20 protein-coding genes are annotated in these 22625 nt (G+C 65.5%); 11 read left to right on the top strand and 9 right to left on the bottom strand.

The window, feature by feature from the left end; genetic code table 11:
* Positions 1 to 79 precede the first annotated feature (79 nt).
* The 8 genes from FNJ47_RS07580 (at position 80) to soxA (ending at position 7606) form a co-directional block, all read left to right on the top strand.
* Positions 80 to 1477: an MFS transporter gene (locus FNJ47_RS07580; RefSeq protein ID WP_163152201.1), complete on the top strand. Its 1398-nt coding sequence runs from the start codon at positions 80 to 82 to the stop codon at positions 1475 to 1477.
* 154 nt (positions 1478 to 1631) lie between these two features.
* Positions 1632 to 2081, top strand: a complete 450-nt coding sequence (locus FNJ47_RS07585) for a (2Fe-2S)-binding protein (protein WP_163152203.1) — start codon at positions 1632 to 1634, stop codon at positions 2079 to 2081.
* A 10-nt stretch (positions 2082 to 2091) separates the two neighbouring features.
* Entirely contained in the window at positions 2092 to 4278 is a 2187-nt protein-coding gene (locus tag FNJ47_RS07590; protein WP_163152205.1) for a xanthine dehydrogenase family protein molybdopterin-binding subunit, read from the top strand.
* 56 nt (positions 4279 to 4334) lie between these two features.
* On the top strand, positions 4335 to 5606 hold the full coding sequence (locus FNJ47_RS07595; protein WP_163152207.1) for an NAD(P)/FAD-dependent oxidoreductase: 1272 nt from the start codon (positions 4335 to 4337) through the stop codon (positions 5604 to 5606).
* The gene (gene soxX / locus FNJ47_RS07600; protein ID WP_430649361.1) at positions 5599 to 6048 is read left to right on the top strand and encodes a sulfur oxidation c-type cytochrome SoxX; all 450 of its coding nucleotides are present in this window, start codon (positions 5599 to 5601) and stop codon (positions 6046 to 6048) included. Before FNJ47_RS07595 ends, soxX begins: the two co-directional genes overlap by 8 nt.
* Positions 6049 to 6051: 3 nt before the next feature.
* Positions 6052 to 6516 carry a SoxY-related AACIE arm protein gene (locus FNJ47_RS07605; RefSeq protein WP_163152209.1) on the top strand — a complete coding sequence of 155 codons (465 nt, stop codon included), beginning with the start codon at positions 6052 to 6054 and terminating at the stop codon, positions 6514 to 6516.
* A complete protein-coding gene (soxZ, locus tag FNJ47_RS07610) occupies positions 6516 to 6836 on the top strand; it encodes a thiosulfate oxidation carrier complex protein SoxZ (RefSeq protein WP_163152211.1) in 321 nt (106 codons plus the stop codon). The genes FNJ47_RS07605 and soxZ overlap by 1 nt, the downstream gene beginning before the upstream one ends.
* Entirely contained in the window at positions 6833 to 7606 is a 774-nt protein-coding gene (gene soxA, locus FNJ47_RS07615; protein WP_163152213.1) for a sulfur oxidation c-type cytochrome SoxA, read from the top strand. Before soxZ ends, soxA begins: the two co-directional genes overlap by 4 nt.
* A gap of 149 nt (positions 7607 to 7755) precedes the next feature.
* Here soxA and FNJ47_RS07620 read toward each other — a convergent pair whose 3' ends face one another.
* Positions 7756 to 8529 (bottom strand): ferredoxin--NADP reductase, encoded by a 774-nt coding sequence (locus tag FNJ47_RS07620; RefSeq protein WP_050423388.1) that lies wholly within the window; start codon positions 8527 to 8529, stop codon positions 7756 to 7758.
* 171 nt (positions 8530 to 8700) lie between these two features.
* On the opposite strand from FNJ47_RS07620, the gene FNJ47_RS07625 reads away from it, so the two are divergent.
* Complete coding sequence (locus FNJ47_RS07625) at positions 8701 to 9897, top strand: amidohydrolase family protein (RefSeq protein ID WP_163152215.1); 1197 nt, start codon at positions 8701 to 8703, stop codon at positions 9895 to 9897.
* Between the two features lie 162 nt (positions 9898 to 10059).
* On the opposite strand, the gene FNJ47_RS07630 is transcribed toward FNJ47_RS07625, so the two are convergent.
* The 8 genes from FNJ47_RS07630 to FNJ47_RS07665 all read right to left on the bottom strand — a co-directional run bounded on the left by FNJ47_RS07630 (position 10060) and on the right by FNJ47_RS07665 (position 18322).
* On the bottom strand, positions 10060 to 10515 hold the full coding sequence (locus FNJ47_RS07630) for a MarR family winged helix-turn-helix transcriptional regulator (protein ID WP_163152217.1): 456 nt from the start codon (positions 10513 to 10515) through the stop codon (positions 10060 to 10062).
* Between the two features lie 15 nt (positions 10516 to 10530).
* Positions 10531 to 11235: an ABC transporter ATP-binding protein gene (locus tag FNJ47_RS07635; protein WP_163152219.1), complete on the bottom strand. Its 705-nt coding sequence runs from the start codon at positions 11233 to 11235 to the stop codon at positions 10531 to 10533.
* The gene (locus tag FNJ47_RS07640; RefSeq protein ID WP_163152221.1) at positions 11232 to 12023 is read right to left on the bottom strand and encodes an ABC transporter ATP-binding protein; all 792 of its coding nucleotides are present in this window, start codon (positions 12021 to 12023) and stop codon (positions 11232 to 11234) included. The genes FNJ47_RS07635 and FNJ47_RS07640 overlap by 4 nt, the downstream gene beginning before the upstream one ends.
* Positions 12020 to 13912: an ABC transporter permease gene (locus tag FNJ47_RS07645; protein ID WP_163152223.1), complete on the bottom strand. Its 1893-nt coding sequence runs from the start codon at positions 13910 to 13912 to the stop codon at positions 12020 to 12022. Before FNJ47_RS07645 ends, FNJ47_RS07640 begins: the two co-directional genes overlap by 4 nt.
* Before the next feature lie 212 nt (positions 13913 to 14124).
* On the bottom strand, positions 14125 to 15339 hold the full coding sequence (locus tag FNJ47_RS07650; protein WP_163152225.1) for an ABC transporter substrate-binding protein: 1215 nt from the start codon (positions 15337 to 15339) through the stop codon (positions 14125 to 14127).
* A 28-nt stretch (positions 15340 to 15367) separates the two neighbouring features.
* Entirely contained in the window at positions 15368 to 15952 is a 585-nt protein-coding gene (locus FNJ47_RS07655) for an amino acid synthesis family protein (RefSeq protein ID WP_029078203.1), read from the bottom strand.
* 16 nt (positions 15953 to 15968) lie between these two features.
* On the bottom strand, positions 15969 to 16877 hold the full coding sequence (locus FNJ47_RS07660; protein ID WP_163152227.1) for a UPF0280 family protein: 909 nt from the start codon (positions 16875 to 16877) through the stop codon (positions 15969 to 15971).
* Entirely contained in the window at positions 16874 to 18322 is a 1449-nt protein-coding gene (locus tag FNJ47_RS07665) for a 6-hydroxynicotinate reductase (protein ID WP_163152229.1), read from the bottom strand. The genes FNJ47_RS07660 and FNJ47_RS07665 overlap by 4 nt, the downstream gene beginning before the upstream one ends.
* A gap of 276 nt (positions 18323 to 18598) precedes the next feature.
* Between FNJ47_RS07665 and FNJ47_RS07670 the strand changes: the two genes are divergently transcribed.
* Positions 18599 to 19066, top strand: a complete 468-nt coding sequence (locus tag FNJ47_RS07670) for a (2Fe-2S)-binding protein (RefSeq protein ID WP_163152231.1) — start codon at positions 18599 to 18601, stop codon at positions 19064 to 19066.
* Positions 19066 to 22608, top strand: a complete 3543-nt coding sequence (locus FNJ47_RS07675) for a molybdopterin cofactor-binding domain-containing protein (RefSeq protein WP_163152233.1) — start codon at positions 19066 to 19068, stop codon at positions 22606 to 22608. Before FNJ47_RS07670 ends, FNJ47_RS07675 begins: the two co-directional genes overlap by 1 nt.
* Positions 22609 to 22625: the final 17 nt, after the last annotated feature.

Consider the following 22625-nt stretch of genomic DNA (forward strand, 5'->3'; position numbering starts at 1 on the left):
CGCATACGCATCATGCAGCGGTACGGCTGGGGAACGGGATGCCGGCATAGTACACCACGGCCTGGAGACATTTTCAGGCATGCTCGAGAAGACCCCGACCACCGCGGCTGCGGCGCTGATCACCGATGGATTGCCTTGGGAGACCCGGCGCTGGGCGGTGGCTGCGATCTTCACGGCGCTGGCGATGGCCTCGCTCGACACCGCGATCGCCAATATCGCGCTGCCCGCGATCGCCAACGATCTGCATGTCAGCCCTGCCGAAGTGGTCTGGGTCGTCAACGTCTACCAGATAGCGCTGGTCGCAACGCTGCTGCCGCTCGGTGCGCTCGGCGAAATCGTCGGCCACCAGCGGATCTATCTCGGCGGGCTCCTGCTGTTCACGCTGGCGTCACTCGGCTGCGCGCTGGCCTGGTCGCTGCCGAGCCTGCTGGTCGCGCGCACCTTGCAGGGGCTCGGCGCCAGCGGCCTCATGAGTGTCAACACTGCGCTGGTGCGCTTCGTCTATCCGAGCCGGATGCACGGCCGTGGCTTCGGCCACAATGCGCTCGTGGTCGCGACCGCCTTTACACTCGGGCCGACCATCGCCTCCGGCATCCTCGCGCTCGGTCCGTGGCCCTGGCTGTTCGCCGTCAACATTCCCTTCGGCGTCCTCGCAGTGCTGATCGGCATGAAGACGCTGCCTAAGACGCCGCGCGCCACCCACACCTTCGACTTTGCCGGCGCCGCGCTGGCCTGCGCCTGCCTCGGCCTGTTCATTATCGGAATCGGCAGCGCCGCCCACAAGGCTGCCCCCGCGCTTGTCATCGCCGAACTCGTCGGCGCGCTGTTGTTGGGCTGGATCCTGACCCGACGGCATGCCGATCATCCAGCGCCGATGCTGCCGATCGACCTGTTCCGCCGGCCGATCTTCGCGCTGTCGGCTGCGACTGCGGTCTGCTCATTCGCTGTGCAGGGCCTCGCCTTCGTGTCGCTGCCGTTCTACTTCGAGGACATACTGCACCGCTCGCAAGTCGAGACCGGGTTCTTCATGACGCCCTGGCCGCTGGTGGTCGCCTTCATGGCGCCGATCGGCGGCCGGCTGTCGGATCGCTATCCGGCCGGCATCCTCGGCGGCATCGGCATGCTGCTGCTGGGGCTTGGCATGGCGCTGCTCGCGACCCTGCCGGCCGAGCCGAGCGTCGCCAACATCGTCTGGCGCACGATGGTCTGCGGCATCGGCTTCGGCTTCTTCCAGACCCCCAACATGAAGGCGATCATGTCGAGCGCGCCGTCGCATCGCAGCGGCAGTGCCAGCGGCATCGTTGCGACCGCGCGGCTGATCGGGCAGACCACCGGCGCTGCGCTGGCCGCACTCTGCTTCGCATTGGCCGATCGCGAGGGCGCCACCGTGGCGCTGGCGCTGGGTGCCGGATTTGGCGTGCTCGGCAGCATCATGAGCTTCCTGCGTCTGGCCGTCGCCTCACCGCAAAAGTCATGACAGGCATGTGATGCGCGCAGGGGCGCGACCATACACCGCGCCATCAACTTTCTTCCGCGCTGCAAGCGCATATTCTTGATTTGAACCGTTCCAGTTTCGAGGCCAACATCGCCCCGAAGTCCAATCGGAGGATTGGACCATTCAGGGGAAAGCGATGGCAAACCTCAAAATCAACGGCAAGACAATCAATGTAGACGTCGAGGACGACACGCCACTGCTGTGGGCGATTCGCGAGAATGTCGGATTGACGGGGACCAAATACGGCTGCGGCATTGCACAATGCGGCGCCTGCACCGTGCATGTCGACGGCGTCGCGATACGCTCCTGCGGCATTACGGTGAACGAAGCGGCGGGCAAGGAGATCACCACCATAGAAGGTCTCGCGGCGGGCGGCGTGATGCACAAGGTGCAGCTCGCCTGGATCGCCAGCGACGTGCCGCAATGCGGCTATTGCCAGAGCGGCATGATCATGGCGGTGGCGGCGCTGCTGAAGGAAAACCCGAAGCCATCCGACGACGACATCAACGACGCCATCACCAATATCTGCCGCTGCGGCACCTTCCAACAGGTGCGCGAGGCGATCCATGCTGCCGCGAACACGTGAGGAGGGAGCGATGAACCAGCACGTCATACCCAAACTCAATCGCCGCGCCTTCGTGATCGGCACCGCAACCGCAGGCGCCGGTCTCGCGCTCGGCCTCGATCTTCCGTTCGGCGGCCCCGCCGTGGTGCGCGCGGCCGACGGCGCGCCTGAAGTCAACGCTTGGGTGGTGATCCGGCCCGACGACACCGTGGTGATCCGCATCGCCCGCTCCGAGATGGGCCAGGGCACGCTCACCGGCCTCGCCCAGCTCGTCGCCGAGGAGCTGGAATGCGACTGGTCGAAGGTTACGACCGAATATCCGACACCCGGCCAGAGCGTCGCCCGCAAGCGCGCCTGGGGCGATTTCTCCACCGGCGGCAGCCGCGGCATCCGCACCTCGCAGGACTATGTCCGCAAGGGCGGCGCCACCGCGCGCGTGATGCTGATCCAGGCCGCTGCCAATGAGTGGAAGGTGCCTGCCGCCGAGTGCAAGGCCGCAAACAGCGTCATCACCCACACGCCCTCGGGCAAGACGACGACCTACGGCAAGGTCGCGGAGGCCGCCGCCAAGCTCGAACCGCCGGCCGACGTCAAGCTGAAGGACCCGAAGGACTGGACCATTGCCGGCAAGGGTCTGAAGCGGCTCGACACAACAGACAAGACCACGGGCAAGATGATCTACGGCATCGACGTCAAGCTGCCGGGCATGCTGAACGCCGCGATCAAGGACTGCCCGGTGTTCGGCGGCAAGGTGAAGAGCTTTGACGAGGCCAAGGTATCCGGCATGAAGGGCGTCAAGAAGGTGGTGCCGGTCGGCGACAGCGCGGTTGCGGTCGTCGCCGACACCTGGTGGCACGCCAAGACCGCGCTGGATGCGCTGCCGATCGTCTGGGACGAAGGCGACAACGCAAAGGTCTCCAGCGAGACGATCGCGAAGTGGCTGGCCGAAGGGCTCGACAATGCGCAGCCGGCCTATGTCGGCAACCAGAATGGCGACGCCAAGGCTGCGATCGCAGGCGCGGCCAAGAAGGTGGAAGCTGTCTACAGCTATCCCTTCCAGAACCACGCCACGATGGAGCCGATGAACGCCACCGTGCTCTACACACCTGACAAATGCGAGGTGTGGTGCGGCACGCAGAATGGCGAGGCCGCGTTCGCGGCGGCGCTCGAAGCCTCGGGCCTGCCGGCGGACAAGGTCGACGTGCACAAGCTGATGCTCGGCGGCGGCTTCGGCCGGCGCGGCATGACCGACTATGTCCGGCAGGCGGTGGCGATCGCCAAGCAGATGCCGGGCACGCCGATCAAGCTGTTGTGGTCGCGCGAAGAGGACATGCAGCACGGCAAGTATCACCCGGTCACGCAGTGCAAGCTGACCGGCGCGTTCGACGCCGACAACAACCTGGTCGCGCTGCACTACCGGCTGTCGGGTCAATCCATCCTGTTCTCGGTGCGCCCCGAAGCATTGCAGAACGGCATGGACCCCGCCGCATTCCAGGGCGTCGCGCAATCCGGCGAGGCCGCTATCGGCTACTCCGTGCCGAATCTGCTGGTCGAGCATTCCATGCGCAATCCGCACGTCCCGCCGGGCTTCTGGCGCGGCGTCAATGTCAATCACAACGCGATCTACATGGAATGCTTCATGGACGAGTTGGCCCAGGCTGCCGGCCAGGACCCGCTCGAATTCCGCCGCAAGCTGATGGGCAAGAACCCCAAGCATCTCGCGGTGCTCAACGCCGTGGCCGAGAAGATCGGCTGGAGCACCCCGGCGCCAAAGGGCGTGTATCGCGGCATCGCGCAGGTGATGGGCTATGGCAGCTATGTCGCCGGCGCCGCCGAGATCTCGGTGACCGACGGCAGCAAGATCAAGGTGCATCGCATCGTCGCCTCCACCGATCCCGGCTATGTCGTCAATCCGGCGCAGGTGGAGCGGCAGATCGCGGGCTCATTCGTCTACGGGCTGAGCGCGCTGTTCTATGGCGGCTGCACCGTGAAGGACGGCCGCATCGAGCAAACCAATTTCGACACCTACAACTCGATGCGCATCAATGAAATGCCGAAGGTGGAGGCGGTGATGGTACCGAGCGGCGGGTTCTGGGGCGGCGTCGGCGAGCCGACCATCGGCGTTGCGGCGCCGGCGGTGCTGAATGCCTATTTCGCGGCGACGGGAAAGCGCATCCGCTCCTTCCCGCTGCGCAACCAGAACATCTCCTTCGCCTGATCAAACCGGAAGCGGCGGCCCGACCGCCGCCGCTTCCTTTTTCCGGATTGTCGTGCATGGCCGTCACGCGTCATCAGACGCGCAGGGATGTAATCCGTGGCGCCGCTGCCGTTGCAGCGGCGGCCTTGGCGCGTCCGGCGTTGGCCCAGGCCGCGCCGCGCGTTGCGGTGATCGGCGGCGGCTTCGGCGGCGCGGCCTGTGCGCGGGCACTGCGGCGGCTCGACGCCAAACTTCAGGTCACGCTGATTGAGCCGAACAAGACCTTCACCGCCTGCCCGTTCAGCAACGAGGTGATCGCCGGCCTGCGCGAGCTTCCGGCACAGCAATTCGGCTACGACAAGATTGCCGCCGACGGCATTGCTGTTGTTGCGCAAGGGGCCACCAAGGTCGACGCCCAGGCGCGCAGGATCGCTCTCTCGGACGGCGCAACGCTGTCCTATGACCGGCTTGTGCTCGCTCCCGGCATCGACATGGGTTTCGATGCCCTGCCCGGCTATGACGAGGCAGCCGCCGAGAAGATGCCGCACGCCTGGAAGGCCGGCGCGCAGACCATGCTGCTGCGCCGGCAGCTCGAGGCGATGGACGATGGCGGCCTCGTCGTGATCGCGGTGCCAGCCGCGCCGCTGCGCTGTCCGCCGGCGCCTTACGAGCGCGCCAGCCTGATCGCGCATTATCTGAAGGCGAACAAGCCGAAGTCGAAAATTCTGGTGCTCGACGCCAAGGATAATTACTCGCAGCAAAAGCTGTTCGAGAAAGCCTGGACGGAGCTCTATCCAGGCATGATCGAGCGGATCGCGCTGTCACAAGGCGGCCGCGTCACATCGGTCAATCCGGCGACCAACGAGATCGTCAACGACTGCGGCAATTACACCGCCGCGGTTGCCAATGTGATCCCGCCGCAGCGAGCCGGCCGTATCGCCGAGATCGCCGGCGCCGCCGACCACACCGGCTGGTGCCCGATCGATCCGGTGACCTTTGCCTCAAAGCTTGTGCCCAATATCCATGCCATCGGCGATGCCGCGATCGCGGGAGGCATCCCGAAATCCGCCTCGGCAGCCGCGGCGCAAGGCCGCGCCTGCGCGGCCGCGATCGTCAACGCGCTGACGGGCAAGGCGCCGGAGACGCCGCGACTCGATGGCGCCTGCTACAATATGGTGGCGCCGGGCTACGCGTTCTCATTGAAGGGCATCTATCAGCCGAAGGAAGATCAGTATGCCGAGGCCGAGGTAACCACGAGCCCGGTCGACGCACCGCGCGAGGTACGCCAGCGCGAGGCCGATCAGGCGCTCGACTGGTTCAAGACTATCACGGGAGACGCCTTTGGCTAGGCGCCCCCTCATCGCATTGCTCGCAGCGGCCGCGTCCACAGCCTTCGCGCCCGCAAGCGCCGTGGAGTTGCGACCCTACACCGTCGTGGGCGATGCGATTCCAGCCTCGCTGACGAGAGCCAGAGGCGACGCGACACGCGGCCGTGCGCTGGTCGTCGAGCGTGCCTCCACTTGCATCCTCTGCCACAGCGGCCCGTTTCCCGAGCAGGCGTTCCAGGGCGACCTCGCGCCCAATCTCGCCGGCAGCGGCAGCCGCTGGACTGAGGGACAATTGCGGCTCCGGCTGGTCGATGCGTCGCATCTCAATGCGATGACCATCATGCCGTCCTATTATCGCGTCGACGGCCTCGCGCGCGTCGGCAATTCATGGCGCGGCAAGCCGATCCTGTCGGCGGAACAGATCGAGGATATCGTGGCCTATCTGGTGACGTTGCGAGAATAAGGCATGACGAATTTGGACCACACCACGCGTCGCACGTTCCTGAGCCTCACCGGCGGTGCCGCAACGCTGGTTATCGTGCGTCCCGTGGACGCGACAACGGCAATGCTGTCAGCGGCGATCCGCAATGTCGTCGGCGAAGCCAATGTGCGGACCGGCAAGGTCAAGCTCGACATCCCGCCGCTGGTCGAGAACGGCAACACGGTGCCGATGACGGTCAGCGTCACCAGCCCGATGACGGCGGGCGAGTATGTGAAGAGCATCCACGTCTTCAACGAGAAGAACCCGCAACCGAACGTCGGTAATTTCTATCTCGGGCCGCGCGCCGGTCGCGCCCAGATATCGACCCGCATCCGCCTCGCCGACAGTCAGAAGGTCACGGCCATCGCGCGGCTGTCCGACGACACGTTCTGGTCGGCGACCGCAGACGTCGTGGTGACGCTCGCGGCCTGCACCGAGGAGGCGATCTGATGCCGTCGGCCCTGATCAACGTGCCGAAGAAGGCCAAGCGCGGCGACATCATCGAGATCAAGACGCTGATGTCGCATATCATGGAGACCGGCTATCGCCACACCGCGTCCGGCGACGTGGTGCCGCGCGACATCATCACCAGCTTCACCTGCCGCTTCAATGGCACCGAGGTCTTTCGCGCCGATCTGTTTCCCGCGATCGCGGCCAACCCGTTCATCACCTTCTTCACCACCGTGACCGAGAGCGGCAAGTTCGAGTTCGAGTGGATCGGCGACAAAGGGTTTTCGGAGACCGCACAGGCTTCGATCACGGTCGAATGAAGATTGCCCTCTGCATCGCGTTTGTGACGACGATGGCGAGCGTGGCGTTCGCCACCGAGATCCCGCAGTCTGAACGCCGATCCGGCTACAGCTTCATGAGCGCGGACACCAAGGCGATGCAGGACGAGGACACCGCCAATCCCGGCATGCTGTTCGTGCTCGACGGCGAAACCTTGTGGAAGCGCAAGGCCGGCAGCGCGGACAAGGCCTGCGCCGACTGCCACAACGATGCGCGCGTCAGCATGAAGGGGATCGCGGCACATTATCCCGCCTTCGAGAAGGCGCTGGGAAGACCGGTCGACCTCGAAGGCCGGATCAACCTCTGCCGCACCAATCATCAGCAGGCCTCTCCGTTTGCTTATGAAAGCCGCGAGCTGCTGGCGCTATCAGCCTATGTCGCGCAACAATCGCGCGGCGTGCCGATCGCAGCCGGCGACGATCCGGAGCTGGCGCCGTTCGTCGAGAAGGGCCGCGAACTTTTCATGCAGCGGCAGGGCCAGCTCAATCTCGGCTGCACCAACTGCCACGACGACAATTGGGACAAGAAGCTCGCGGGAAGCGCGATCACGCAAGGACAACCGACCGGCTATCCGCTGTACCGGCTGGAATGGCAATCGCTCGGATCATTGCAGCGGCGGCTGCGTGCCTGCATCACCGGCATCCGCGCGCAGGCCTACGATTACGGTTCGCCCGAGCTGGTCGAGCTCGAGCTCTATCTGAAGTCGCGGGCGCGCGGCATGCCGATCGAGACGCCGGCGGTCAGGCCCTAGCACATCAGCCCGTCGCAAGCGACGCGAAGCAATCCATTACTCCCGGCTGTACCGGAAGATGGATTGCTTCCTCGCTTCGGCGACAAAATCACTTTGCAATTCTGTCGCGAACTCTTCGCAATGACGGGGCTGGAGGTCAGCGCGAAGATTCAGCGCTCGGCGAACGCCTTCTCGACGACGAACTGCGCGGGCTCGCCGTGATTGCCCTCGACGAAGCCGCGGCCATTCAGCAGCGTGCGGGTGTCGGCGACCAGCGCCGGCGAGCCGCAGATCATGACGCGGTCATGCGCGGCGTCGAGCGCAGGTAGGCCGATGTCGGCGAACAGCTTGCCCGAGGTGATGAGGTCGGTGATGCGGCCGCGGTTGCGGAACGGATCGCGCGTCACGGTCGGATAGTAGACCAGCTGATCGCGCACCAGCTCACCGATCAGTTCGTCCTGCGGCAGCTTCTCGGTGATCATCTCGCCATAGGCGAGCTCCTTGACGCGGCGGCAGCCATGCAGCAGCACGACCTTCTCGAAGCGGTCGTAGGTCTCGGGATCCTTGATGACGCTGAGGAACGGCGCGAGGCCGGTGCCGGTGCCGATCAGGTAGAGATTGCGGCCGTCCTCGAGGTTGTCGATGACCAACGTGCCGGTGGCCTTGCGGCTGACGATGATCTCGTCACCTTCCTTCAGATGCTGGAGGCGCGAGGTCAGCGGACCATCGGGAACCTTGATCGAGAAGAACTCGAGCGTATCCTCGTAATTCGCGCTGGCGACGCTGTAGGCGCGCAGCAGCGGCTTCTCGCCGACCTTGAGCCCGATCATGGTGAACTCGCCGTTGCGGAAGCGGAACGACGGATTGCGCGTGGTCTTGAAGGAGAACAGCGTGTCGGTCCAGTGGTGGACGCTGAGGACGCTTTCCTGGTTGAAATTGCTCATCGCACCAACCCCTGATTTGTGCTGCGGCGGAAAGGGACTTGAACCCCGTTGACCGGCCGGATCGTTTGTATACGATCATTCGTATACAAACGAATAATCCGGCTTGATCGGAAAGTCAAGCCGGGCTCAAATTCCCGGGCAATTTCGGAAGAAAACAGAAGGAAAACACCCATGGCTCACGACGCGCCCCAGGCCACCGGCCCCAGCAAGCTGGTGATCCGCAATATCGGGCTCTTGCTGTCGGGAGCGCTGGAGAAGCCGATCCTGGATGCCGATACAATCGTTGCCGAGAACGGCAAGATCACCGCGATCGGCCGCCTCAAGGACGTCGATACCGAAGGCGCCACCACCATCGTCGATGCGATGGGAACGACGGTCGCGCCCGGGCTGATCGACAGCCACGTCCACCCGGTCGCCGGCGACTGGACGCCGCGGCAGAACCAGATCAACTGGATCGACAGCTACCTGCATGGCGGCGTCACTACCATGATCTCGGCCGGCGAGGTGCACATGCCCGGCCGGCCGCGCGACGTGGTCGGCGTCAAGGCAATGGCGATCTTCGCGCAGCGCGCGTTCTGGACGCTGCGGCCGGGCGGCGTGAAGGTGCATGCCGGCGCGCCCGTGATCGAATGCGAGATGGTCGAGGACGATTTCAAGGAAATGGCCGCCGCCGGCGTCAAACTGCTCGGCGAAGTCGGGCTCGGCGGCGTCAAGGACGGGCCGACGGCGCGGAAAATGGTCGGCTGGGCGCGCAAGTACGGCATTCAAAGCACGATCCACACCGGCGGCCCGTCGATTCCCGGTTCCGGCCTGATCGACAAGGACGTGGTGCTGGAGGCCGACACCGACGTGGTCGGCCACATCAATGGCGGCCACACCGCGCTGCCCGACGACCAGATCCGTTGCATCTGCGAGGGCTGCAAGCGCGGGCTCGAGCTGGTGCATAACGGCAACGAGCGCTCGGCGCTGTTCACGCTGCGCACCGCGCGCGAGATGGGCGATCTGCACCGCGTCATCCTCGGCACCGATGCGCCGGCCGGCTCCGGCGTGCAGCCGCTCGGCATCCTGCGCATGGTCTCGCTGTTGTCCTCGCTCGGCGAGCTGCCGGCCGAGCTGGCGTTCTGCCTTGCCACCGGCAACACCGCGCGGATGCGCGAGCTCGATTGCGGCCTGATCGAGGTCGGCCGCTCCGCCGATTTCGTGCTGATGGACAAGGCACAGCATTCGCCGGGCAAGAACATCCTGGAGAGCGTTCAGCTCGGCGATCTCCCAGGCATCGGCATGACCATCATCGACGGCATCGTTCGCACCCAGCGCAGCCGCAACACCCCGCCGGCGGGAAAAGTGCCGGAGATCGTGGCGAAGTAGTTCGATAGAATATCCGTCACCCTGAGGTGCGAGCCTTGCGGCGCAACAGCGCCGCTGGGCGAGCCTCGAAGGGTGAACGGCCCGCGGCCAAAGCCGGGCCGTCGGCCCTTCGAGACGCCGCGCTTCGCGCGGCTCCTCAGGGTGACGGTGATGGATTTGGAATCACCGCAGCTTCCCGAGCAGCGCCATCAGCGTGTCGCGCTCCTTGGCGTCGAGCGGCGCCAGCGTTTCCCGGGAGATCACCAGCGCATTCGGCGCCGCCTTGTCGGCCATCTGCTGGCCGGCGCGCGTCAGGCTCACCAGCAGGCGGCGGCCGTCGTCGGGATCGGGCGCAGTCTCGGTCAGGCCACGCGCGGTCAGGCGATCGATCACGCCCTTGATGGTCGCAACGTCCATCGACGTCAGCCGTCCGAGCTGGTTCTGCGAACACGCGCCGACCTCCGACAACTTCGACAGCGCCGCCCACTGCGTCGGCGTCAGATTGATGCCGATCTCGCGGGCGAAGATCACGGCGTGGCGCTGCGACACCTGGCGCAGGATGAAGCCGATCTGGTCATCCAGCACGTAACCCGGCTTGGCCGCCTTGACGCTTCGCTTCTGTACAGCACTCCTCGCCATCGTCCCACCTCGCCGTTACAGCGACAGATGCGCGTCGCGGATATCCGGACGCGCATCGAGTTCCGCCATGGTGCCGCCAAAACAGATCCGGCCGCGCTCGATGATGTAGGCGCGATCCGAGATCAGCCGGGCGAAATGCAAATTCTGCTCTGACACGACGATGCTGACGCCCTCTTTCTTCATCGCCAGGATCGCATCGACCATCTGCTCGACGATCTTCGGCGACAGGCCCTCTGAGGGCTCATCCAGCAGCACCAGCGACGGGTTGCCCATCAGCGTGCGCGCGATCGTCAGCATCTGCTGCTCGCCGCCGCTCATGCGTCCACCGGGGCGACCGCGCATCTCGCCGAGGTTGGGGAACAGCTTGAACAGTTTGTCGCGGTCCCATTGCGGCGCGCCAGCCCGCTTCGGCTGGCGACCGACCTCGAGATTTTCCTCGACCGTCAAATCAGTGAAGATGCGCCGCTCCTCCGGCACATAGCCGAGCCCGCCGCGCACGATCGCATGCGTCGGCAGCTCGGAGACGTCCCTGCCCTCGAACATCACACGCCCTGAACGATTCTCGACCAGGCCGACGATGGAGCGAAATGTGGTCGACTTGCCGGCGCCGTTGCGGCCGAGCAGCGCGACGACTTCGCCCTCGCCGACCTCGAGCGCGATATCGAACAGGATATGCGCCGGGCCGTAGAAGCTGTTGAGGTCCTTCACCGTGAGCTTCATGCCGATGCTCCCTCGCGGTGCCGGGCGTCATAGAGCAGGCCTTCGCCGAGATAGATCGCCCGCACCTGCGCATTGCCGCGCACTTCCTCGGGCGAGCCTTCGGCGATCAACGTGCCGCGATTCAGCACCAAGATGCGGTCGGCATGCTCGAACACCACATCCATGTCGTGCTCGGTGAAGAGAACACCGATCGACTGCTCGCGCGCGATCCGCGCCGTCAGCCGCATCAGCTCGACACGCTCGCGCGGCGCCATGCCGGCGGTCGGCTCGTCCATCAGCAGCAGCTTCGGCTGGTTGGCGAGCGCGATCGCAAGCTCCAGCCGCTTGACATCTCCATAGGCGAGCTCGCCGCAGGGCCGCTCCGCATAGGCCCCCATGCCGACCAGGTCGAGCAGTCGTCCCGCCTCGTCGCGCGCCTGGCGCGCGGTCGAGGCCCACATATTGAACAATCGCGCGCCGTGCGAGACCAGCGCGACCTGCACGTTCTCGCGCACCGTCATGGTCGGGAATGTCGCGGCGATCTGGAAGGTGCGGCCCACCCCCATGCGCCAGATCACGCGCGGCTTCTTGCCGGTGGTCTCCGCGCCGAGCACGCGAATGCGGCCAGAGTCCGGAATATTCTGGCCATTGAGCATGTCGAAACAGGTGCTCTTGCCTGCGCCGTTCGGACCGATCAGCGCCAGGATCTCCCCGGCGCGCAATTCAAAGGAGACGCCGCGCACGGCATGCACGCCGCCATAGGATTTGGTCAGCCCTTCGACCGACAGCAATGTGGGGACCACGCTCATTCGGCGCTCTCGATGCGGGAGGTCAGCAAGGGCGAGGACGCCGATGACGAGGATTTGCGCCGGCGATGCATGAAAGCTTCCAGCGTGCCGACGATGCCCTTGGGGAATGCGACCACGATCAGCACGACGAAGCCACCGAGCACGAGCTTGGAGAGATCGGTCTGGCTCACCAGCCAGATGTTGAGCGCCTTGTAGACGATGGCGCCGACCACCGCGCCCGACACCGTCTCGACGCCGCCGAGCAGCACCATGACCAGCGCATCGACCGACAGCGAGATTCCCATATTGTCGGGGAATACGCTGCCCTTGAGATAGGCGAACAGCGCGCCGGCAAGGCCGGCGACCGTGCCCGCGATCACGAAGGCGGTCCACTGGATGCGCTTGCCGTTGATGCCGATGGCTTCGCCGCGCAGCGGCGAGTCGCGCGTGGCCCGCAGAGCAAAACCGAACGGCGAGAACACGATGATGCGCAGGATCACGACCGCGAGCGCGGCAATGCCGAGCGACAGCCAGTAGAAATGCGACGGGCTCGCCGCCCATTTTTCCGGCCAGACGCCGAGGATGCCGTTGTCGCCTCCGGTGACCGACACCCACTGGAACGCGATCGACCAGACGATCTGGGCAAAGGCCAAGGTCAGCATCGCGAAATAGACGCCGGAGAGCTGCACCGCGAAGAAGCCGAACACGGCCGCGCCCAACAGCCCGAGCAGCGGACCGAGCAGCAGGCAGGCGATCATCGGCAAGCCCGCCATCTTGGAGAGCAGCGCCACGCCATAGGCGCCGAGGCCGAAATAGGCCGCATGGCCGAACGAGGCGAGGCCGCCGACCGACATCAGGAAATGCAGGCTGACGGCGAAGATCACGAAGATCGCGATCTCCGAGCCGACGGTGAGCACGTAATTTCCGGCCACGAAGGGCAGCGCGGCGGCGACCACGAGCACGGCAATCGCCGCGAGCCGTTCATTCGTCGTCAGCGGCCGCCACGGATTGACGGTGAGGCCAGGTGTGCGCCGCGCCGGCGCCTCGGGCTTGCCGAACAGGCCCCACGGACGGACGATCAGCACCACCGCCATCACCAGGAACACCAGGATGATCGATATCTTCGGGAAGATCAGGATGCCGAAGGCGTTGAGCTCCGACACCAGCACGGCCGCGACGAAGGCGCCGATGATGCTGCCGAGGCCGCCGATCACGACCACGACGAAGACCTCGACGATGACCCGCAGATCCATCGCATGATTGACCGCATCGCGCGGAATCTGCAGCGCGCCGCCGAGCGCGGCGAGGAAGACACCGAGCGCGAACACGCTGGTGAACAGCCATTTCTGATTGACGCCGAGTGCTGCGACCATGTCGCGGTCCTGCGTCGCCGCGCGCACCAGGACGCCCCAGCGGGTGCGCTGGAACAAGAGCCAAAGCACGCCGAGCACGACCGGCCCGAGCGCGATCAGGAACAGATCGTAGCTTGGAATATTCTGGCCGAAGAAATCGATCGCGCCCTTGAAGCCCGGCGCGCGGCGGCCGACCAGATCGTCCGGGCCCCAGATCAGCACCACCAGGTCCTCGACCATCAGCGTCAGGCCGAAGGTCGCGAGCAGCTGGAACAGCTCGGGCGAATGGTAGATCCGGCGCAGCAGCACCATCTCGACCAGCACGCCAATCACGGCAACCACCAGCGCCGCGATGACGATGCCGCCCCAGAAGCCGAACGCGCCCGAAAAGCGCTCGGTCAAGGTGAAGGCGACATAGGCGCCGAGCATGTAGAACGCGCCATGCGCGAAATTCACGATCCGCGTCACGCCGAAAATGATCGACAGACCCGAGGCGACCAGGAACAGCGACGCCGCGCTGGCAAGACCGGTCAGGAACTGGACGACATAGAAGGCCATGGGCGGTCCGCGTTGGAGATCACAAGCGTCAGTTTCCGTTCACCTCGCCCCGCTTGCGGGGAGAGGTCGAATTCAAGCGCGAGCTTGAATTCGGGTGAGAGGGACTCTCCGCGAGCACGGCTCGTGGAGAAAGCCCCTCACCCCGCCCCTCTAAGAGCAAGCTTCGCTCGTCTCGACCCCGTAAGAACGGGGAGAAGGAGAAGTTCAAGACCTCAATCCTTCGGGCGCAGCTTCTCGATCTCGGCATCGCTCGGCAGATAGTCCGAGCCCTTGCGATAGGCGGTATCGACCATGATGCCCTTGCCGTCCTTCAGCGCGGTCTTGCCGGTGAAGGCGCCGAGCGTCGACTGGTGGTCGATCTTGCGGAACGTGATTTCGCCGAACGGCGACGACATCGAGATGCCTTCGGCCGCCGCGATCAGCTTCTCCGGATCGCTCGAGCCGGCTTTGGCGAGGATCGCGGCCGCCGCCTTGATGGTCTGGTAGCCGACGATCGAACCGAGCCGCGGATAGTCGTTATACTTGGCCTGATAGGCTTTCAGGAATGCGTCGTGCTCGGGCGTCTTGATCGAGTACCAGGGATAGCCGGTGACGATCCAGCCCTCCGGCGTCTCGTCCTTCAGCGGATCGAGATATTCCGGCTCGCCGGTCAGGAAGCTCACCACCGTACGGCCCTTGAACAGGCCGCGGGTGTTGCCCTCGCGCACGAGTTTGACGAGGTCGGCGCCGAAGGTGACGTTGAGGATCGCCTCGGGGTTCGCCGCGGCAGTCGCCTGCACCACCGGGCCGGCGTCGATCTTGCCCTGCGGCGGCCACTGCTCGTCGACCCACTGGATGTCGGGCCGCTTCTCGGACATCAGCTTCTTGAACACCGCGACCGCTGACTGGCCGTATTCATAGTTCGGCGCAATCGTCGCCCAACGCTTGGCCGGAAGTTTTGCGGCTTCTTCCACCAGCATTGCCGCCTGCATGTAGTTGGAAGGACGAAGACGGAACGTGTAGCGGTTGCCCTTCGACCAGGTGATCGCATCGGTCAAAGGCTCGGCTGCGAGAAAGAACACCTTCTTCTGGTTGGCGAAGTCAGAGACGGCGAGACCGATGTTGGAGAGGAAGGTGCCGGTCAGCATCGCGACGTTCTCGCTCGACACCAGCTCGTTCGCCGCGGTCTGCGCATCCGCCGGCTTGCCACCGTCATCCTTGGAAATGACGACCAGCTTCTTGCCGTTGATGCCGCCGGCCGCATTGATCTCTTCCACCGCAAGCTGCCAGCCCTTGCGATAGGGTTCGGTGAACGCCGGCAGCAAGGAATAAGAGTTGATCTCGCCGATCTTGATTTCGCTCTGCGCCATGGCCTGCGTTGTCATGGCGCCCGTTGCCATGGACGCGACCGCGATCGCCAATCCTGCCCCTACGAAATAGCCACGCATCCCGTCCTCCAGTTGTTCTTGAAAGAGATTATCGCAATCCGTCTTCGCCCTTGACCTCATCGACCGTCAGCCCGCCGACTCGCGGCAGCGGCCGTCCGCTGTCGGTCACTGCCACCGCAACCATGATCTCGTTGGCCCGCGGCGCGTCGTTGATCTGCACCTCCATGCCGTCGAAATGGCTGCGCACGAAGGCGGCATCCTTGTGCCCGAGTGGAATATCCAGCGTGGTGCCGGGCCCCGAGCGCTTCTTCGACGACGGGATCAGCGCCGCGCCCTTCGACAGCACCTTGCGCACCGGCGCGCCCATCTTCGGATGCAAGATCGCGGCCGCGTGCTCCAGCTCGCCATTTTCGCCGACGGCGGCGGCCTTACCGTAGCTGTGCGCCTTGGCGCCATCGATCCCGAGGGCTGCGACAGCTCGTTTCGAGAGCAGTTCGCCGAGTTCCTCGCCGATCGCGATCAGCGGCGACAGATCCTCGACATAGCGGCCGGCAAACGGATTTTCGATCACGGCAATCGCAGCGGCACGCCTTGTCGGCGGCGCGATGGTCTTGCCCATCTCCAGATGGGTCTCCTCGACCACGGTGACGATCTTGCGAATGACGGCGCTCATCTTGCCTCGCTCCCGGTCATGCCTGCAGCATGTTGCTTATCGGTCGTCCCTGAAACGCGTGCGACGCCGGCGTCCCCTGCCCAGCTGCACCGACAATTCGCGTTTCGCCCAGTAGACGCAATGCCGCGCCCTCGATCAATCCCGACGACAGGAGCATGCGTGCCCGCGCTGCTCCCGCCTCCAGCGCCTGCTCGATCTCGTGTTCCGCGAGCGGCCCGACATCGCGCGTCACCGGCCGCGCGCCGAGGTCGCTGTCCGGCTGCAATTCGTTGGCCGGAATGCGCAGGATCGCGGGATGGCTGGGCAGATCGACCGCATTGGCGATCACGGTCGCAGCGGCATCGGCCTGCGATGCCGTCCGCGCCAGTACGGTGACAGCATCGGCGATGCCAAGCGAGAAGCTGCGGCCATGGCGGCCGCTGGTCGCGATGCCGCGGACCGGCATGTCGCTATCTACGGTCATCGCGCGCATCACGCCAAGGCGGTCCGGCCGATCCATCAGGCCGACGCTGAACTGTTCGCCAACGCCGAGATGCAGCGCGATGTCGCCGCCATTGTTGACATAGGCGCGGTCGAGCGATGCCGACTGCAACATCGCGCCTAGGATTTCTTCGGCGACCGAGCCCGCGACGGCCGCCATCGGCGTGATGAAGCAATCGGCGGCAAACGGCGCGACCGCCGCATGCATGCGCCGTGCGACCACACCCTTCAGCGCGCAATGATCGGGATCGGCCGCGCTGCGCAGCTCAGCAAGTTCCACGCAGAGTTCATCGAGCAAGCCGGTGAAGCGCTGCGCCGCAGCCTGATATGCGGCAGCAACCTCAGTTTCCCCGCCCTTGGCTTCGATGACGAGATCAATCGGACCGTCCTGCAAATGCAACCGCTTGCCGTCAGGAAGAAGCGCGATTTGCGGGAGCCTCGTCATGCGCGCCGCCCGGGAAGATAAGGCATCGGCCGGATGTCGGCGCTGTCGCGCAATGACGACAGCGGCCGGACGTAGTCCATATGCCCGCCGAGCGCCGCGTAGTCCGACAGCCGCATCGTGAACTCGATCGGCGCCACCAGCGCCGGGGTCGGCACATAGCCGAAGGCGCCGGCCGGCATCTGCGTGACATCGACCATGAAGGTGATGCCGCCGCCGGGCCAGACATAAACCGGCGCGCCGCCGCTGGTGACCCTTGTGAGCGCGTCCTTCACCGAGCGCGTCAGCCGCACTGGATTGTCGGTGACCCCGGCGCGCAGCGATCCGCCCGCGCCACCCATGAACAGCACGGTGCACAACGCCGGCTCGCAATTCTCCTGGATGCGCTCGACCGAGAATTTGAGGTCCGCCGGCATCTCGGTCTCGACCGGCCTCAAGGCCTCGTCGAGCACGTAGTAGGACGCATGTTCGCCAGTCGTGGAAACCATCAACATGGTGAGCCCGGGCCGTGCTTCCTTGGCATTGAAGGGCCCGAGGATCGACAGCGGATCGGAGATGTTGGTGCCGCCCCATCCGGTGCCGGGATCGGCGACCTGGAAATAGCGGCCGGGCGTGGAACGGCGGCCCTTCATCTTGATGCCGGTGTCGGCGATGTCGAGCAGCTTGCCGGCCTGGTGCTCGCTGAGCACGCCGGTGATGTGGTCGTCGACCACCACGACTTCATCGACCTTGCCGTGCCACTGCTTGGCGAACATGCCGATCGTCGCCGAGCCGCAGCCGACCCGCATCCGCTCTTCCGCCGTGCCGTTGACGATGGGCGGCCTGCCCGCCTGCACCACGACGGTGGCGCCGCCGTCGATGGTCAGCTCCACGGCCTTGCAGTTGGAGAGATCCATCAGCGTGTCGCAGGTGACGCGGCCTTCCTTCTTGGAACCGCCGGTCAGATGATGCACGCCGCCGAGCGAGAGCATCTGCGAGCCATATTCGCTGGTCGTGACATGACCGACCGCCTCGCCGTCCGCGCGCACGGTCGCGGTCTCCGGCCCGAGGTAGCGGTCGGTGTCAATCTTCACCTTGACGCCGCAATACGAGAAAATGCCTTCAGTCACGACGGTGATCATGTCGACGCCGTCGACTTCCGACGACACGATGAACGGCGCCGGCTTGTAGTCCGGATAGGTAGTCCCGGCGCCGATCGCGGTGACGAAGAGATCGGGCTGGCGGACGATCTTGCCGTCCCAGTCGCCGCTGACCTGGAACGGAACCAGCTTGCCGCCATGCGAGACGGTGCGCTCGAGCACGACATGCGGATCGACGCGCACCAGTGTGCCGTCATGATTGGCGTAACGATCGCAGGCGCCGGCCGCGCCCGGCTTGATGTAGCACATCACCGGACAGGCATCGCAGCGGATCTTGTCGCCGGCGGCGACGGTCATTGTGTCAGCCATCGTGACCAAGCCTGGACTTGTGGTGGCGGTCGATCATACTGCGCTTCCGCCTCCCTGCCTATATCGTTCGTATACGAATGATCCTGCGCGCGAGCCCGGGACCTGTCAAGCGGCCTTTGCGATCAAAAGCTGCCGTTCGCTTGCGCACCCTGTTCATAAAGCGTGCACTCGCTGCAGCGCGGCATGCCGCCGCTTGCACGTTTGTATACAAACGTTATCCTCGTCGCCGATCTGACGCTGACATTGCAGCGCAAACATCAGGGGAGAACCGGAGCAATGCGCCTGACCGTGAACGGCAGGAATCATGATGTCGACGCCGCTCCCGACACCGCATTGCTTTACGTGCTGCGCAACGACCTCGCATTGAACGGACCGAAATACGGCTGCGGGCTCGGCGAGTGCGGCGCCTGCGCGGTGCTGATCGACGGCGTCGCCGCGCGCGCCTGCGTGATTCCGATCGAGGGCTGTGTAGGGCGCGACATCGTCACGCTCGAAGGTCTCGGCACGCGCGAGCATCCCGATCCCGTGCAGGATGCCTTCATCAGCGAACAGGCCGCGCAGTGCGGCTATTGCCTCAACGGCATGATCATCACCACCAAGGCGCTGCTCACACGCAATCCAAATCCATCCGAGCGCGAGGTGCTGGAAGCGCTGCGCTACAATCTCTGCCGTTGCGGCGCGCATATCGAGATCATCCGCGCGGCGATGCGCGCCGCCAGCCACGTGCTCGAGGCACGCGATTGATGACGGACACACGGTCTCCAGGGCAACGCAATCGCGGCTCGCTGTCGGTCGTCCGCCCCGCGGTGCTGGGTGCGGAAGGCGCGTTCGAGACCTTCATCACCATCACATCAGACGGTTCGGTCAACGCCTATAACGGTCACGTCGATCTCGGCACCGGCATCCGCACCGCGCTCGGACAGATCGTCGCCGAAGAGCTCGACGTCTCCTTTGCCCGCGTCGTCGTCATTCTCGGCGACACCGCCGTGGTGCCGAACCAGGGCCCGACGATCGCGAGCGAGACCATCCAGATCACCGCCGTCCCCCTGCGCAAGGCCGCGGCGCAGGCGCGGCACTTCTTGCTCACACGCGCGGCTGAGCGGCTCGAATTGCCAGCTCACGAACTCACGATCGAGGACGGCCTGATCCGCGGACACGACAACCGCAGCATCAGCTATGGCGAGCTGATCGCGGACGAGACCATCCGGCTCGAACTCGCCGACGATGTTCCGGTCAAGGACGTCAGCGCCTATTCCGTCGTCGGCAAGTCGATGCCACGCGTCGACCTGCCGGCGAAGGCCACCGGCGAGCTGGTCTACGTCCATGATGTGCGCGTGCACGGCATGCTGCACGGCCGCGTCGTCCGTCCACCCTATGCCGGCGTCGATACCGGCCCGTTCGTCGGCACCAGCCTGATCGCGGTCGATGAAGCCTCGGTGCGGGATATCCCAGGGCTCGTCGCGGTGGTGCGGATCGGCGATTTCGTCGGCGTCGTCGCCGAGCGCGAGGAGAACGCGATCAAGGCCGCGGCGCAGCTCAAGTTGAGCTGGAAGCCGGGACCGGCGTTGACCGATCTCTCCGACATCGAGCAGGCGCTGCGCGCCAATCCTTCGACGCCGCGCCAGCTGATCGACAAGGGCGATGTCGATGCCGCACTCAAGGCGGCCGCGAAGCCGATGCAACGGACCTATCTCTGGCCCTACCAGATGCACGGCTCGATCGGGCCGTCCTGCGCGGTTGCCGATTATAGCGAAAGCGCTATCCGCGTCTGGTCCGGCACCCAAAACCCGCACATCCTGCGCGGCGATCTGGCCCTTTTGATCCAGCGGCCGGAATCCGAGATCGACGTGATCCGGATGGAGGCCGCCGGCTGCTACGGCCGCAACTGCGGCGACGACGTCTCCGCCGATGCGCTGCTGCTGTCGCGCGCGGTCGGCCGCCCCGTGCGTGTGCAACTCACCCGCGAGCAGGAACATGCCTGGGAGCCGAAGGGCACCGCGCAGCTGATGGACGTCAATGGCGGGCTCAATGCCGACGGCAGCGTCGCCGGCTACGATTTTTCCACGCGCTATCCCTCGAACGGCGCGCCGACACTGGCGCTGCTGCTCACCGGACGGATCGCGCCTGAAGCGGCCGTGTTCGAGATGGGCGATCGCACCGCGATCCCGCCTTACGACTACGACAACATGCGCGTGGTCGCCAACGACATGCCGCCGATCGTGCGTGCGTCCTGGTTTCGTGGCGTTTCAGCGCTGCCCAATACTTTCGCGCATGAATCCTATATCGACGAGCTCGCCGCCGAGGCCGAGGTCGATCCGATCGAGTACCGGCTGCGCTATTTGAAGGACAAGCGCGCGATCGACCTCGTCAACGCCGTCGCCGAGCGCGCCGGCTGGACGCCGCGCCCGGTGTGGAAAGAGCCCGAGGCGGAAGGCGACATCGTGCGCGGCCGCGGCTTTGCTTATGCGCTCTACGTGCACAGCAAATTTCCAGGCTACGGCGCGGCATGGTCAGCCTGGATAGCCGACGTCGCGGTCAACAAGGCGACGGGCGATGTCAGCGTGACCCGCGTCGTCGCCGGCCAGGACTCCGGGCTGATGATCAATCCGGATGGCGTACGGCACCAGATCCAAGGCAACGTCATCCAGTCGACCAGCCGCGCGTTGATGGAGGAAGTCTCCTTCGAGCGCGGCGCGGTGACGGCGCGGGAATGGGGCGCCTACCCCATCATCAAATTCCCTGAATTGCCTGAGATCGACGTGCTGATGCTGCCGCGGCTGGACCAGCCGCCGCTCGGCGTCGGCGAGTCCGCTTCGGTGCCGAGCGCGGCCGCGATCGCCAATGCGATCTATGATGCGACCGGGGTACGTTTCCGCGAATTGCCGTTCACGCCGGAGCGTATTTTGAAGGGTTTGCGTGGTGAGCAACCTGTCGAACCCGCCCCGCTGGCGCCGCCTGCGCAAACGGCCGACCTCAACAAATGGCCAAATCCGTTTGCAAAGCGCGGCGGCGTGCTCGCCGGCATCGCCGCGCTCTGCGCCGCGGCGATCGGAATCGGCGCGGCCGTGCTGCCCTGGCGGGCGATCGCGCCGATCGCGCGGCCTGATGCCTCGGTCTATTCCACTGCCACGATCGCACGCGGCAAGGAGCTTGCGGCGCTCGGCGCCTGCGCCGTCTGCCACACCTCGGAGTATGGCATCGCGAACGCCGGCGGCCGGCCGCTCGAGACGCCGTTCGGCACGATCACCACGACCAACATCACGCCCGACGTCGACACCGGTATCGGCGCCTGGTCCTATCCCGCCTTCGAGCGCGCGATGCGCGAGGGCATTCATCGCGACGGGCGGCATCTCTATCCGGCGTTTCCGTACACGCATTTCGCGAGGACGTCCGATGCCGACCTGCAGGCGCTCTATGCTTATCTGATGGCGCAGGCGCCGGTGCGCGCCGAGACGCCGGCGAACGCACTCGCCTTTCCGTTCAACCTGCGGCCGCTGCTCGCCGGATGGAATGCGCTATTCCATCAGCCGCGCCCCTTCCAGCCCGATCCATCGAAGTCGGCGATCTGGAATCGCGGCGCCTATCTGATCGAAGGCCTCGGTCATTGCAGCGCCTGCCATTCGCCGCGCAATGCGCTCGGCGCCGAACGGCAAGCAGCCTATCTCGCCGGCGGCTTCGCCGAGGGCTGGGAGGCACCGGCGCTGACGTCGCTGTCGAAAGCGCCGATCCCCTGGAGCGAGGACGAGCTGTACGCCTATCTGCGCACCGGCGAATCCCGCCTGCACGGCGTCGCCGCCGGGCCGATGGCGCCGGTCATCCACGAGCTAGCCGCGGTGCCTGACCAGGACATCCGAGCGATGGCGGTCTACCTCGCCTCGTTCAATGAGAGCACCGACCGATCGGCCCACGATGCGCTTGCCGCGAAGCTCGAAGCCACCACCGCCGTCAGCAGCGCCGCGTCGGCGGGCGCCCGGATCTATCAGGGCGCCTGCGCGGTCTGCCATGAGGTCGGCGGTCCGCCGCTGTTCGGCAGCCGGCCGTCGCTGGCGCTGAACAGCAATCTGCACAGCGACGCCCCCGACAACCTGATCCAGGTGATCCTGCACGGCATTGCTAGGCCGGCCGTCACCGACCTCGGCTACATGCCGGCCTTCAAGGACAGCATGACCGACGGTCAGGTCGCCGAGCTCGCCTCCTTCCTGCGGCGGCAGTTTGCCCCGGACAAGCCGGCCTGGACCGACGTCCCCGCCACGGTCGGCCGTATACGGCAGACCATAGCGCGCTGACCTGCCATGTTCCGCCC

Origin of the sequence: Bradyrhizobium uaiense, from assembly GCF_010811875.1 — a bacterium.
Taxonomy (GTDB): domain Bacteria; phylum Pseudomonadota; class Alphaproteobacteria; order Rhizobiales; family Xanthobacteraceae; genus Bradyrhizobium; species Bradyrhizobium uaiense.